Annotated in this window: 11 protein-coding genes; 3 read left to right on the plus strand and 8 right to left on the minus strand. The window is 69.4% G+C overall.

Annotation, left to right across the window (positions count from 1 at the left end; all coding sequences use genetic code 11):
• Nucleotides 1–17 precede the first annotated feature (17 nt).
• The 5 genes from AC061S_RS24975 to AC061S_RS24995 all read right to left on the minus strand — a co-directional run bounded on the left by AC061S_RS24975 (nt 18) and on the right by AC061S_RS24995 (nt 7,659).
• A complete protein-coding gene (locus tag AC061S_RS24975) occupies nt 18–944 on the minus strand; it encodes a carbohydrate ABC transporter permease (protein ID WP_478688131.1) in 927 nt (308 codons plus the stop codon).
• Nucleotides 945–956: 12 nt separating this feature from the next.
• Nucleotides 957–1,901 (minus strand): carbohydrate ABC transporter permease, encoded by a 945-nt coding sequence (locus tag AC061S_RS24980; RefSeq protein WP_478688132.1) that lies wholly within the window; start codon nt 1,899–1,901, stop codon nt 957–959.
• A gap of 43 nt (nt 1,902–1,944) precedes the next feature.
• The gene (ngcE, locus tag AC061S_RS24985) at nt 1,945–3,396 is read right to left on the minus strand and encodes an N-acetylglucosamine/diacetylchitobiose ABC transporter substrate-binding protein (RefSeq protein ID WP_478688133.1); all 1,452 of its coding nucleotides are present in this window, start codon (nt 3,394–3,396) and stop codon (nt 1,945–1,947) included.
• A 305-nt stretch (nt 3,397–3,701) separates the two neighbouring features.
• Complete coding sequence (gene acnA, locus AC061S_RS24990; RefSeq protein ID WP_478688134.1) at nt 3,702–6,416, minus strand: aconitate hydratase AcnA; 2,715 nt, start codon at nt 6,414–6,416, stop codon at nt 3,702–3,704.
• A 154-nt stretch (nt 6,417–6,570) separates the two neighbouring features.
• Nucleotides 6,571–7,659, minus strand: a complete 1,089-nt coding sequence (locus AC061S_RS24995; RefSeq protein WP_478688135.1) for a LacI family DNA-binding transcriptional regulator — start codon at nt 7,657–7,659, stop codon at nt 6,571–6,573.
• A gap of 92 nt (nt 7,660–7,751) precedes the next feature.
• On the opposite strand from AC061S_RS24995, the gene AC061S_RS25000 reads away from it, so the two are divergent.
• On the plus strand, nt 7,752–9,707 hold the full coding sequence (locus AC061S_RS25000; protein ID WP_478688136.1) for an amidohydrolase: 1,956 nt from the start codon (nt 7,752–7,754) through the stop codon (nt 9,705–9,707).
• Nucleotides 9,708–9,749: 42 nt separating this feature from the next.
• Here the strand turns inward: AC061S_RS25000 and AC061S_RS25005 are convergent, their stop codons facing one another.
• On the minus strand, nt 9,750–10,631 hold the full coding sequence (locus AC061S_RS25005) for a haloalkane dehalogenase (protein ID WP_478688137.1): 882 nt from the start codon (nt 10,629–10,631) through the stop codon (nt 9,750–9,752).
• A gap of 97 nt (nt 10,632–10,728) precedes the next feature.
• On the opposite strand from AC061S_RS25005, the gene AC061S_RS25010 reads away from it, so the two are divergent.
• Both AC061S_RS25010 and AC061S_RS25015 read left to right on the plus strand, forming a co-directional pair.
• The gene (locus AC061S_RS25010; RefSeq protein ID WP_478688138.1) at nt 10,729–11,220 is read left to right on the plus strand and encodes a MarR family winged helix-turn-helix transcriptional regulator; all 492 of its coding nucleotides are present in this window, start codon (nt 10,729–10,731) and stop codon (nt 11,218–11,220) included.
• 67 nt (nt 11,221–11,287) lie between these two features.
• Nucleotides 11,288–12,817, plus strand: coding sequence for a helix-turn-helix domain-containing protein (locus tag AC061S_RS25015; RefSeq protein ID WP_422519181.1), 1,530 nt, complete (start codon nt 11,288–11,290; stop codon nt 12,815–12,817).
• Nucleotides 12,818–12,907: 90 nt separating this feature from the next.
• Here the strand turns inward: AC061S_RS25015 and AC061S_RS25020 are convergent, their stop codons facing one another.
• Nucleotides 12,908–13,156, minus strand: coding sequence for a hypothetical protein (locus AC061S_RS25020; RefSeq protein ID WP_478688139.1), 249 nt, complete (start codon nt 13,154–13,156; stop codon nt 12,908–12,910).
• A gap of 58 nt (nt 13,157–13,214) precedes the next feature.
• Nucleotides 13,215–13,859, minus strand: coding sequence for an ADP-ribosyltransferase (locus AC061S_RS25025; protein WP_478688140.1), 645 nt, complete (start codon nt 13,857–13,859; stop codon nt 13,215–13,217).
• Nucleotides 13,860–14,169 lie beyond the last annotated feature (310 nt).

The following is a 14,169-nucleotide window of genomic DNA, read 5'->3' on the forward strand; positions in this document are numbered from 1 at the left end:
CAGCATGAGAGGCAGCGCTACTTGAGCGTGGCGGAGGTCAGGCCCGCCTGGATCTGCCGCTGGAAGGACAGGTAGACCACCAGCATCGGGATCATCGCGATGGTCACGCCGGCGAACAGCACCGGCAGGTCCGTCTCGTAGCCCATCTGGTATTGCAGCTGAATCAGGCCCTGGGTGAGCATGTAGCGCTCGGGGTCCGATCCGGTCTGCGGCTGCATCAGCACGGACGGCAGGATGTACTGGTTCCACTGCCCCAGGATGTTGAATATCCCGACGCTGATCAGGCCGGGCTTGGCCATCGGCAGCATCACCTGGAAGAAGATCCGGGTGTGGGAGGCCCCGTCGATCACCGCCGCCTCGTGCACGGCCGTCGGCAGCGTCCGGAAGAACGAGTGCATGAAGAAGACGGTGAACGGCATCGAGTACGCCACGTACACCAGGATCAGACCCTGGTACGAGTTGAGCATGTCCAGCCGCTTCACCATGAAGAACAGCGGGACGAGCGCCAGGAAGACCGGGAACATGGCCCCGCTGACGAAGAAGTAGTAGATCGGCCGGTTGCCCTGGAAGGGGTAGCGGGCCAGGACGTACGCGGCCATCGAGCCGAGCAGCATCGTCATCGGGACCGAGAACACCATCACGATCAGCGTGTTGGCGAAATAGTCCCCGATGCCCTTGTCCCAGGCGCGCCCGAAGGCGTCGAACTCCCAGTGGGCCGGCCAGCTCAGGGCCGAACTGCCGATCTGCACGTCGGTCTTGAAGGAGCCGAGCACCAGCCAGATCAGCGGCAGGACGATCAGTATCCCCCACACGGCGAGGAAGCCGTGCGAGAAGACGTTGAGTACCATGCCGTCGGAACCACTCTTGCTCCCGCGGGGCTGCCCGGTGGCGGCGGAGCGCTTCTCGGCCGCCGCCTCGCCCGGTGCTTTGATCACAGTGGTCATCGTGGTCTCCCGCTAGAACTCGACGTGCTCGCGGCGAGTGGCCCGCAGCGTGATGGCGGAGAGGATCAGGGTGAGGACGAGCATCACGACCCCCATGGCACAGGCGTAGCCCGCATTGCCGAAGTAGAGGAAGTTACGCATCAGCACCGTCGCCATGACCTCGCTGTGGTGGTCCGGTCCGCCGCCGAACTGGCCCGAGGTCATGGTCGACACGAGGACGAACATGTCCATCGCGGCGATGCCCAGATAGACCGCGGAGGTCTGCACAGAATCCCACAGCAGGGGCAGCGTGACCTTGAAGAAGGTCTGGGCGCGCCCCGCGCCGTCGAGCAGTGCGGCTTCGTAGATGTCCTTGGGCACGGACTGCATGGCCGCCGAGAACAGGACGAGGTAGAAACCGACCCCGTGCCAGACGACGACGAGCAGCAGGCACCAGAGGACGAAGTTGGGCTCGTTGAGCCATTCGATGGGGTGGGCCGGGTCGACCAGGCCCAGTTTGGTGAGGAAACCGTTCAGCAGGCCCCCCTCGTCACTGCGGTACACGGCTCCGAAGAGCACCGCGAGGATGGCGAGGGAGAGCACCTGCGGGAAGAAGTAGATCACCTTGTAGAGGGCGGAGCCCGCCACTCCCTGGACTCCGCCGGCTCCGCTGCGCCCGCCGGCGTTCAGCATGAAGGCGAAGAACAGGGCGATGAAGATGGTGACCGTCGGGACGAACACCAGGAGCAGCAGATTGTTCAGCAGCGCGCCGCCGAAGACCTCGTCCTTCAGCAAGGCCGAGTAGTTGTCCAGCCCGACGAAGTCGAAAGTCGGTGACTGACCCGTCCAGTTGGTGAAGGAATAGCCGAACGTCTGAATGTACGGCCAGATGACAAAGGTCAGGTACAGCGCAAGGGGCAGGATGAGGAAGCCGGCGATGAAGCCGCCCCGCCCCTTGCTGTTCGCTACATGGCTCATGGTGTCCGTCCCTGGTGTTTCCGGGTGCCCGGTGGACGCGGTGTCAGCTGCGCTTGTTGTTCTTGGCGTTCGGGTCCTCGGTCGCCTTGTTTACCGCAGCCTGGGCCCGCTTGATCCATTCCTTGGGCTGGATGCGCTTGGCCATCAGCTCATTGGACGCGTTCTCCAGCTCGGTGCCCATCGCGCTGTACCAGTCGGAGTACCGGTAGTTGAACGTGTTGTCCCCGGCCCCCTTGAGGGCGGCGACGGCCGACTGGGTGCCCGGGCGGAGCTTGACCGTCGGGTCCACGCCGTCCTTGAGGACGGTGAGGGAGTTGGCCTGCTGGGCGAAGAGGGTCGACCACTCGCGGGACAGCATCGAGCGGAGGAACTCCAGGCCGCCGGCCTTGTTGGCGGCCTTCTCCGGGACGATGAAGGGCTCGCCGGCCCCGGCGCGGATGGCCTCGAAGGGCAGCTTCGAGTCGGGCAGCACCGGCATCGGCAGGAACTGCATGTCGAAGTCGTCCGGGGTCTGCTTGAGCTGCTCGTTCTCCAGCCAGGAGCCCGAGGTGATGAAGGCGGCCTTGTACTGGTTCCACTGGGTCTGGGACTCGGTGTGCGTCAGGCCGTTGGTGCCCGGCATGAGCAGGTCCTTCTCGACCAGCTCGTAGATCGCCTCGACGGCCTCCAGCGCGACCGGGTTGTCCGCGAAGGCGTTCGGCTCCAGGTTGTCGATCGCCTTCATGGCATCCAGGCCGCCCTTCTTGGCGATCAGGTCCATGATGGCGACGTTGATGTAGTACGGGTACTTGCCCTGGTGGGCCAGACCGCCGATGCCGGCCGCCTTGGCCTTCTGACAGATGTCCATGAACTCGGCCCAGGTCTTCGGCGCGGTCCAGCCCTTCTCCTTGAAGAGCTTGCCCGAGTACCACAGGCCCCAGACGGTGTAGACGTACTGCAGCGCGACGAACTTGCCGCCGACCATGCCGCTTTCGACGGTCCCGGGCATCAGCGTGTCCCGGACCTTCTTGCTCGGGTCGTCGAGCGACGGGGCGTCGAGCACCACGGCGAGGTCGGCGAGCTGGTTGCCCTTCACGAGCACGTCCAGCTTGATCTGCTGGGCGCCCGAGTCGTCGACGACGTCCGGCGGGTTGCCGCCGTTGAAGCGCGGCTGCAGCTTGGCGGTGATCTCCTGGGTGGAGAGGTGCGAGGAAGTGGTGCCCCACTTCTTGTCGAACGCGGCTTCCCAGGCCTTGGCGTACTCGTCGCCGTAACCGCCCTTGAAGACGACCACGTCGAGCTTGCCGCCCTTGGCGACGCCGAACGGGTTCTCCTTGGTGACGGCCACCTTGGACTCGTTGCCCTTGCTCGTCTCGTCGGAGCCGGAGGCGCACGCGGACAGGAAGCTCATCGTCGGTACGGCGATCAGGCCGAGTGCCGCGGAGCGCTTGATCAGGTCCCGGCGGCCGAAGCCCTCACCGTTGCTGTTCTCGCCGTGGGCGGAGGTGGATCCCATGCTCAAGTCCTCGCCTTCGTCAGGAGTGTGAAGGAGGAAGGAAAGTGCGACTGCTGCCGCCCAGCGGACATCACCGCAGGTCCCCGCCGTCCCCCCGTCCGGAGCCGCTCGTTTCGCGGTGAGCCGGACGGGCACAGGTATAGTCCACTTCCGCTCCTGTGAGCAAGATCATGTACCGGTATGGGCCCCTCCTTTTCCGAGTTGAGACCTCACCGTCACCTGAGCCGGACCGTCGGAGCCGCCCGCAGAAACGGAAGGGCCGTACCCCCTTAACGGAGGTACGGCCCTTTGGTGCCGGTTTGCGCTTAGCCGCGGATGAGGTTGCGGAGCACGTACTGCATGATGCCGCCGTTGCGGTAGTAGTCGGCCTCACCCGGGGTGTCGATGCGGACGACCGCGTCGAACTCCACGCCGGTGTCGGTGGCGACCTTGACCGTGCGCGGGGTGGTGCCGTTGTTCAGCTCCTCCACACCGGTGAAGGAGAAGGTCTCCTCGCCGGTGAGGCCCAGGGAGGCCGCCGTGGCGCCCTCGGGGAACTGCAGGGGCAGGACGCCCATGCCGATCAGGTTGGAGCGGTGGATGCGCTCGTAGGACTCCGCGATGACGGCCTTGACGCCGAGCAGGGCGGTGCCCTTGGCGGCCCAGTCGCGGGAGGAGCCCGAGCCGTACTCCTTGCCCGCCAGGATGACCAGCGGGATGTCGGCGGCCTGGTAGTTCTGCGAGGCGTCGTAGATGAAGGAGACCGGCGCGCCCTCGACGGTGAAGTCGCGGGTGAAGCCGCCCTCGGTGCCCGCCGCGATCTGGTTGCGGAGGCGAATGTTGGCGAACGTACCGCGGATCATGACCTCGTGGTTGCCGCGGCGGGAACCGTACGAGTTGAAGTCGCGGCGCTCGACGCCGTGCTCCGTGAGGTACTTGCCGGCCGGGGTGTCGGCCTTGATCGCGCCGGCCGGGGAGATGTGGTCGGTGGTGACCGAGTCGCCCAGCTTCGCCAGGACACGGGCGCCCGAGATGTCCGAGACCGGGGTGGTCTCCATCGTCATGCCCTCGAAGTAGGGGGGCTTGCGCACGTAGGTGGACTGCGGGTCCCACTCGAAGGTGTTGCCGGTCGGGATCGACAGCGCCTGCCACTGCGCGTCGCCCGCGAAGACGTCCTGGTAGGACTTGTTGAACATGTCTTCGCCGATCGCGTTCGCGACGACGTCGTTGACCTCGGCCTCGGAGGGCCAGATGTCCTTCAGGAAGACCGGGTTGCCCTCGGTGTCGGTGCCGATGGCGTCCTTGGCGATGTCCACCTTCATGGAGCCCGCGATGGCGTACGCGACGACCAGCGGCGGGGAGGCCAGGTAGTTCATCTTGACGTCGGGGTTGATGCGGCCCTCGAAGTTGCGGTTACCCGAGAGGACCGAGGTGACCGCGAGGTCGTGCTCGTTGATCGCCTTCGAGATCTCCTCGTCCAGCGGACCGGAGTTGCCGATGCAGGTGGTGCAGCCGTACCCGACGAGGTTGAAGCCCATCTTGTCGAGGTACGGGGTCAGGCCGGCCTTGTCGAAGTAGTCGGTGACGACCTTCGAGCCCGGGGCGAGGGTGGTCTTGACCCACGGCTTGCGGGTCAGGCCCTTCTCGGTGGCCTTCTTGGCCACGAGCGCCGCGGCGACCATGACGTAGGGGTTCGAGGTGTTGGTGCACGAGGTGATCGCGGCGACCGTGACGGCGCCGTGGTCGATCTCGAAGGAGGTGCCGTCGGCCAGGGTGACCAGGGTCGGGCGGCTCGGCACGCCGTTGGAGGCGGCCGGGGAGTCGGAGGCCGGGAAGGACTCCTTGCCTGCCTCATCGTCGTCCTCGACGTAGTTGCGCACGTCCAGTGCGAACTGCTGCGAGGCGTTCGCGAGGACGATGCGGTCCTGCGGGCGCTTCGGGCCGGCGATGGAGGGGACGACCGTGGAGAGGTCGAGCTCCAGCTTCTCGGAGAAGTCGGGCTCGGCGGCCGGGTCCAGCCACAGGCCCTGGGCCTTGGCGTAGGCCTCGACGAGCGCGACCTGCTGGGCGTCGCGGCCGGTCAGACGCAGGTACTTCAGCGTCTCCTCGTCGATCGGGAAGATCGCGGCGGTGGAGCCGAACTCCGGAGACATGTTGCCGATGGTGGCGCGGTTCGCGAGGGAGGTGGCGGCGACGCCCTCACCGTAGAACTCGACGAACTTGCCGACGACGCCGTGCTTGCGGAGCATCTCGGTGATGGTCAGCACGAGGTCGGTGGCGGTGGTGCCGGCCGGCAGCTCGCCGGTCAGCTTGAAGCCCACGACGCGCGGGATCAGCATGGAGACCGGCTGGCCGAGCATCGCGGCCTCGGCCTCGATGCCGCCGACGCCCCAGCCCAGTACGCCCAGGCCGTTGACCATCGTGGTGTGCGAGTCGGTGCCGACGAGGGTGTCGGGGTACGCCTGGCCGTTGCGCACCATGACGGTCCGGGCCAGGTGCTCGATGTTGACCTGGTGGACGATGCCGGTGCCCGGCGGGACGACCTTGAAGTCGTCGAAAGCGGTCTGGCCCCAGCGCAGGAACTGGTAGCGCTCCTTGTTGCGGCCGTACTCCAGCTCGACGTTCTGCGCGAAGGCGTCCTTCGTGCCGAACTTGTCGGCGATGACCGAGTGGTCGATGACCATCTCGGCCGGCGAGAGCGGGTTGATCTTCGCCGGGTCGCCGCCGAGGGCCTTCACGGCCTCGCGCATGGTGGCGAGGTCCACGACGCAGGGGACGCCGGTGAAGTCCTGCATGATCACGCGGGCCGGCGTGAACTGGATCTCCTCGCTGGGCTGGGCCTGCGAGTCCCAGTTTCCGAGCGACCGGATGTGGTCGGCGGTGATGTTCGCGCCGTCCTCGGTACGGAGCAGGTTCTCCAGCAGGACCTTCAGGCTGTAGGGAAGGCGGGCGGAGCCCTCGACCTTGTCCAGCTTGAAGATCTCGTACGACTCGTCGCCCACCTGCAGCGTGCTGCGGGCGTCGAAGCTGTTCGCCGACACGACAGTCTCCTTCATGCATGAATTCGCGCGTATTGCCGCAATCCTGCCGCGAGGCACTCTGGCCTTTCCGCTAAGGTGAGGCTAAGTTAGGTAACCCTTACCAGCGGGGCGGCTGCGGCACGTCCGGGGCAGATATCTCGATGTCGAGATAACTCTAGTACATGCCAGGGGGGCGGGACGAGGCACGCACCCTCAGCCCCGCCGGTACCGTCAGCCGCCCAGTGGATTCCGCATGTCCGGATTCGATGAGCTTGACCAGGGACGAAACCGCCGATTCGGCGATCCGCTCCGGATCGAAGGTGACGGTCGTCACGGACGGTTCGTTCTCGGCGTACGCCGGGTCCTCACTGGCGCAGACCAGCAGCAGGCCGTTCTCCCCCGCGCCTGTGCCCGCTGCGGCGCCGGGTATGCCGATCCCGTGGCGCGCGGCGGCGGCCAGCACCTGCCGGCCCCCCGGGTCGTATATGCAGTAGACGGCGTCAGGCCGGTCCTGCCGGTCCGGCCCCGCGAAGGCAGAGTCGAAGGCGTGCCCGGCCTCGTCATTGGGGTCGAAGGGGATCACGAGCGGAGCGCGGTGCCGCTCGGCGCACCAGTGTTCATAGGCTGATGTGACGGCCCCGGTGTAGAACTCCCGGCCGTAGCCCGCGTGCAGCGCGATCCGCCGGGCCCCGGAGGCCGCCAGGTGGTCCAGTACCTCTCGGGTGGTGGCGGTGTGGTCGTTGTCCACCCATACGTCGCCCGGCCGCGGATCGGCCGGGGGCCCGTCGAAGACCACCGGCAGCCCCCGCGCCCGCAGCGCGCGCAGCACCGGATCGTCGGCCGGACTGTCGAGCAGCAGCATCCCGTCCACCGCCAGGGTGTGCCACAGCGGCTCGGCGCCGCGGTCGGCGGGCAGCGTGGTCAGGGCGTAGCCGTGGGCGTGCGCCGCCGAGGTGGCGGCGATGAGCAGCCGGGCGTAGTAGGCGATCCGGGCGAAGTCCCAGGCGAACCCGGCGTACGTGGTCACCGCGATGCCCAGGCTGCGGTTGTGCGGTCCGCGCCGGGCTCCGTAGCCGAGGGCCCCGGCCACCTCGCGCACCCGGCGGCGGGTGGACTCGCCGAGGCGGCCGGTGCCGTTGAGCGCGTGCGAGACGGTCGCGGTGGAGACCTCGGCGGCGCGGGCGATGTCGGCGAGGGTCGGACCGGGCACGGGCGCGGGCGGCGGCATCGGGACGGGGCCGGAGGCGTGAAGGGGGGCGGGCACGGCGCCATCGTACGGATTTCGTCGCCGGAGGCGGCTTCTGGTTAAGCCCTTAATCAAACAGCGTCCTGGCCACGCCAACGTTTGGAGTGTGCATGCAGTCTTCTCCTTCCCCCCGGTCCCCGCTGTCCCCCGGCTCCCTCCTGTCCCGCCGGGGGCTCCTCGCGGCCGCCGGTGCCGCGGGCGCGGCCGGTCTGCTGGGCGCGGGGCCCGCCGCGGCCGCCTCCGCCCCTTCCGTTGGCGGGCGGAACTCGGCCGCGCTGGTGATCCGCAACGCCTCCGTGTTCACCGGGACCGGCCGCCGGGGTCCCGTGCAGGCCGTCGCGGTCGGCCGGGACGGGAAGATCCTGGCCACCGGGACCGACGCCGCGCTGCGCCGGTACCTCGGCCGGGACACCGAGGTGGTCGACGCCCGCGGCAACACCGTGATGAGCGGCATCCACGACGGCCACGTCCACCCGCTCGGGGCCGGCGAACGCTCGCTCTCCCCGTCGCTGGAGAGCGCGGAGACCACCCCGGCCGAGCTCCTGGAGATCCTGACCGGCTTCCTCGCCGACACCGGCGGCGCGGGCGCCGAGCCCGACGGCTGGCTGGTGGTGGAGGACTGGAACCCGGTCGGGCTGCTCCCCGTGGGCACCGCTCCGCACCACTCGATGCTGGACGCGCTCCCGACCCGGCGGCCGATCGTCCTGATCGGCGGCGACGGGCACAACTGCTGGGCCAACCAGCGGGCCCTGGACATCGCCGGGATCACGGCGGCCACGCCCGACCCGGTCGGCGGCAAGGTGGTCAAGGGCGCGGACGGGAAGCCGACGGGCGTCCTCAAGGACGACGCCCAGGGGCTGGTGAGGCAGCTGATACCCGAGCACACCCGCGCCGAACTGGTCGCGGCGTGCGCCGAGGTGCTGGGGCTGGCGGCCGCGTCCGGGATCACCACGATGATGGACGCCCTGGTGGGGCGCAACGAACTGGAGCTGTACCAGGCCCTCTCCGCGGCGGGCCGGCTGCCGCAGCGGATCGTCCCCGCGATCCGGCTGGACGCGGACCAGGCCAAGGATCCGGCGGGCTCGCTGGCCTACGCGCGGGGCCTGCGGCGGGAGTTCGAGGGCGTGCACGGGCTCCGCTTCGGGATGATCAAGGTGTTCCTGGACGGGGTCATCGAGTACCCGGCGCAGACCGCCGCCCTGCTGGAGCCCTACCTCGACGGGAACGGCAAGCCGACCGCGAACCGGGGCGAGCTCTACACCTCGGCGGCGGACTACGGCCGGCTCAGCGCCGCCTTCAACCGGGCGGGCTGGCAGATGCACGCCCACGGGCTCGGAGACCGGGCGGTTCGTACCGCTCTGGACGGGTACGAGTACGCCCGCAAGGTGACGGGGCAGCGGGACGCCCGCAACGCGGTGGCGCACCTTCAGGTCGTGGACCCCGCGGACCTGCGGCGCTTCGCGCGGCTGGGGGTCGCGGCGTGCATGCAGCTCCAGTGGGCCACCCGGGACACCTGGACGGTGGACGCGCTGCTCCCCTACATCGGGCCCGAGCGGCACCGGTGGCTGTACCCGGCGCGCAGCCTGGAGAAGGCGGGCGCGCGGCTGGCGGGCGGTTCGGACTGGCCGGTGGACGCCCTCCAGGTGTGGAACCAGCTCCGGACGGCGATCGACCGGCAGGGCGCGGAGGGGGCCGGCGAGCTGTACCGGGAGCAGGAGGCGCTGAGCCGGGACACCACGCTGCGGATGCACACGTCGGGGACGGCGTGGCAGCTCCGCCAGGAGGAGCTGACCGGCACCGTGGAGCCGGGCAAGGCGGCGGACCTGGTGGTTCTGGACCGCGACGTGACGCGCTGTCCGGTGGCCGACATCAGCGGGACGGGCGTACGGATGACCCTGGTCGGCGGCCGTGTGGTGCACGACGCGGATGCGGCGTCGGGCCGGGCGGCTTCGGCCCGGCTGGCCCGCGCCGCGGCGGCGGGCGCGCGCCCGGCCTCGTACGCGTCGGTCCACGGCGGTGGCGGTGGCGGTGGCGGCAAGGGCCGGCACCACGCCTGCGGGCACTGAGGGGGCGCCGCCCGGCTCCGCCCGGAGCCGCCCCGCCGCCGCTCAGCCCGCAAGGCCGTGGCGCGCGGCCCAGGCCGTGACGGCGGCGGCGATCTCCTGGGGCCGGTCCTCCGGGCAGAGGTGGGCGGCGGCTCCGCAGTACTCGCTCTCCAGCGCGGAGATGTTCTCCTCGCTCCACGCGAACAGTTCGGGGCCGACCATGAGGGCGGGCGAGCCGTCGAAGTGGAGCAGGAGCTTGGGCACCTGCGGGCTGGCTGCCAGCCAGGCGTCGTACTCCTCGACCCGGGCGACCACGTCCGCCGGTTCGCCGCCGATCGGCAGGGAGCGGGCCCACCGGAGCAGGGGGAGCCGGCTCTCGGGGGTCGGGTAGGGGGCGGCGTAGACGGCGTGGTCGGCCTCGCCCATCGGGTTCAGCACCGTCTTGCCGATGCTGTCCTCGATGAAGAGGTTCCGCTCCAGGATCATCTCCTCCCCCACGCCCGGGGTGCGGATCGCCTCGAACCGGGCACGGGCGGCGGGCGGGTACTCCTCCCAGGCCATCGGCCGCAGGATCGTCTCCATGAAGGCGAGGCCGCGGACCCGCTCCGGGCGGCGGGCGGCCAGGTCGAAGGCGAGCGCCCCGCCCCAGTCCTGGCCGACGAGGACGAACTCGTCGAGGCCGAGGGCGTCGAACCAGGCGTCGAGGTAGCGGGCGTGGTCGGCGAAGCGGTACGCGCCGCCGGGCTTGCCGGAGCGGCCCATCCCGATGAGGTCGGGGGCGAGGACGCGGCCCCTGCCCCCGCCCCGGCCCCCGATCCGGGGCAGTACTCCGCGCCACAGGTGGGAGGAGGTCGGGTTGCCGTGCAGGAAGACGAAGGGGACGCCCTCGGGGGCGCCCTGCTCCTCGTAGTACATCGTCGAATCGAGTACGTCGATGACGGGCATGGGAACCATCCGCTTCATGTCGTTCGGGCCACTAACGTTCGCGGCACGAACGAACTTAAATCGTTAGTGCCCCGAACGCAAGGGGTACGATCCCGACATGACCACGGAAGAGGACCAGGGCACCTCCGCCCTCCCGGCGCGACTGCGCGAACTGCCCAGCCGGCTGCTCTCACAGGCCTCGGCCCACGCCACCCGCCTCGCCACCGAGGGACTGAGTGGGGCAGATGCCCGCAGATGGCATTACGCGACCCTGGTCGCCCTGGAGGAGTTCGGACCCGCGAGCCAGGCGACCCTGAGCGGCCGTACCGACATCCACCGCAGCGACCTGGTCTCCGTCATCAACGAACTCGCCGAACGCGAGCTGGTCGAGCGGACCCCCGACCCCGCCGACCGGCGGCGCAACGTCATCACCCTCACGGCCGCCGGCCGGCGCCGGCTGCGCAAGCTGGACCAACTGCTCGCCGCGGCCCAGGAGGAGCTTCTGTCCCCTTTGTCCGAAGCGGAGCGGGAGCAGCTCGTCGGGCTGCTCGGCCGGCTCGTCGCGCACCACGCACGCGGCGGCCCCACTATGGGAGCTGACGACCGGTAAGCCCCATTGACACCCGTCTGCCCCACCCAGCGCGAGCGGCATCTCATATCTGAGATACGGTGCATCCATGGCAGACGACTACCTCGTACGCATCGGCAAGCTCATCCGTGACGCCCGGCAGCACCGGGGCTGGACACAGAGTCAGCTCGCGGACGCCCTCGGCACCAGCCAGAGCGCCGTGAACCGGATCGAGCGCGGCAACCAGAACATCAGCCTTGAGATGATCGCGCGCATCGGGGAAGCCCTCGACAGCGAAATCGTCTCTCTGGGCTACGCCGGTCCGATGCACCTGCGCGTGGTCGGCGGTCGCCGTCTGTCCGGCGCCATCGACGTCAAGACGAGCAAGAACGCGTGCGTGGCCCTGCTGTGCGCCTCGCTGCTCAACAAGGGCCGTACGGTCCTTCGCCGGGTCGCCCGCATCGAGGAGGTCTACCGCCTCCTGGAGGTGCTGAACTCCATCGGCGTCCGCACCCGCTGGATCAACGACGGCGTCGACCTGGAACTCGTACCGCCGGCCCGCCTCGACATGGACGCCATGGACGCGGACGCGGCCCGCCGCACCCGCAGCATCATCATGTTCCTCGGTCCCCTCCTGCACCGGATGGACCACTTCAAGCTGCCCTACGCGGGCGGCTGCGACCTCGGCACCCGCACCATCGAGCCGCACATGATCGCCCTGCGCCGCTTCGGCCTGGACATCACCGCGACCGAGGGCATCTACCACGCCCAGGTCGAGGCCGGGATCTCCCCGGACCGCCCCATCGTGCTGACCGAGCGCGGGGACACCGTCACCGAGAACGCGCTGCTGGCGGCCGCCCGGCACGACGGCACCACCGTCATCCGCAACGCCTCCTCCAACTACATGGTCCAGGACCTGTGCTTCTTCCTGGAGGCGCTCGGCGTCCGGGTCGACGGCGTCGGCACCACGACCCTGACGGTCCACGGCATCCCGAACATCGACGTGGACGTGGACTACTCCCCCTCCGAGGACCCGGTCGAGGCGATGAGCCTGCTGGCCGCGGCCGTGGTCACGGAATCCGAGCTGACGATCCGCCGGGTCCCGATCGAGTTCATGGAGATCGAGCTCGCGGTCCTGGAGGAGATGGGCCTCGACCACGACCGCTCGCCCGAGTACACCGCCGACAACGGCCGCACCCGACTGGTGGACCTCACCGTCCGCCCGTCGAAGCTCGAAGCGCCGATCGACAAGATCCACCCGATGCCCTTCCCCGGGCTGAACATCGACAACGTCCCCTTCTTCGCCGCCATCGCGGCCGTGGCCCAGGGCCAGACCCTGATCCACGACTGGGTGTACGACAACCGCGCGATCTACCTCACGGACCTCAACCGCCTCGGCGGCCGCCTCCAGCTCCTGGACCCCCACCGCGTCCTGGTCGAGGGCCCCACCCGCTGGCGCGCCGCGGAGATGATGTGCCCGCCGGCCCTGCGCCCGGCGGTGGTCGTCCTCCTGGCGATGATGGCGGCCGAGGGCACCTCGGTCCTGCGCAACGTCTACGTCATCAACCGCGGCTACGAGGAACTGGCGGAACGCCTCAACTCGGTGGGCGCACAGATCGAGATCTTCCGGGACATTTAGCCCGCCCCCGCCCCCGCCCCCGCACATGACCGCGGCCCCGCCGCTCTCCGGTGAGAGCGGCGGGGCCGCGCGCGCGTGCGGGACCGGCCACTAGGCGTCGCCGTAGTCGCCGTTCCAGCCGGCCGGGGCGATGGCGTCGTACGGCCGGCACGGGCTGCAGCGGCCCGCCAGTACGGCCTGGCCTGCCCAGGCCGGGCCCAGTTCGGCGGTGACGGAGCTGTCGTCGATGCAATTCGGGCAGTTGCCCGCCAGGGCCGCGCCCGCCGTGGGCAGCGCGAGGCCCAGGGCGGCCACGGACAGGAGCAGGGCTGTGGCGGCGGCGCGCCTGATGGGCTTCATGTGCGGGATGCTCTCAGGCGCGGCGGGCCGGAGGACAGGGTTCCGACAATGCCGCAGGTCAGCCCGGGTAGTTGGTGCGCCAGGGCTCGTAGTGCGGGTTGTCCTGGCACTCGTTCATGATCTCGATCTTCTTCACCGTGTCGACCCGGCAGACGGCGACGATGAACGAGCGCTCGATGCCACCCGGGAAGGCCACCTCGACCTGGGAGGCGTACTTGTGGGTGTCGCCGATGGTCTGGTTGACGTCGACCCCGCCCGGGGCGTCGATGTAGTAGTTCCAGCCGCTCTTCCAGGACTTGTACAGATCGTGGTTGTAAGTGGTGGAGACATACGGGGAGGGCTGGTTGATCAGGACGTAACTCTCGATGTCGTACTGGCCGTTGAGGGTGTCCTTGGGCAGGAAGCCCTCCTCGAAGACCACCGACGGCGGGCGGCCGTCCGAGCGGTAGAGCTGCTTGCAGTTGATCCGCCAGGACGGCGAGGGGGTGATGCGCTCCACCTCCACGCGCTCGTCGGCGGCGGCGAAGAGGTGGTCCCGGACCCGGGGACAGGAGTTCGCGGGAGCGGCCGCGTGGAGCGATCCGGGTGTGGCGGCGGGCGCGGAGGCGGGCGCGGACGCGGACGCGGAGGCCGGGGGCAGCAGGGCGGCGGCGAGGGCGGTCGCGAGCACGGCGGCCCGACGGCGCAGGGCAGAGATGATCATCCACCCACCCTCGCGCCCTCGCGGTGCCCGCACGGGCATCCTCACTCGATGGTGAGCGTGTCGTCGATCGCGTCGACTGCCTTGATATTGCATCGAGTTGATGGAGTAACGATCCTTCGCCGGGCACCGGTCCCGCGCACCCGCAATCCGCTTCGGGACCTGCCCGGGACCGCCCCGGGACGGACCCCCGGGCCCTGGTTCCCGGTTCGGCGTACACGCGGCGTTGATCAACGCATTCTGCGTCGGTTCGCCTCGACAACGGCCATGGGGGACTGAACAGCAGTTCCTATTTCTTTCAGTGGATATTTAA

It is taken from the genome of Streptomyces sp. CA189 (assembly GCF_056428985.1).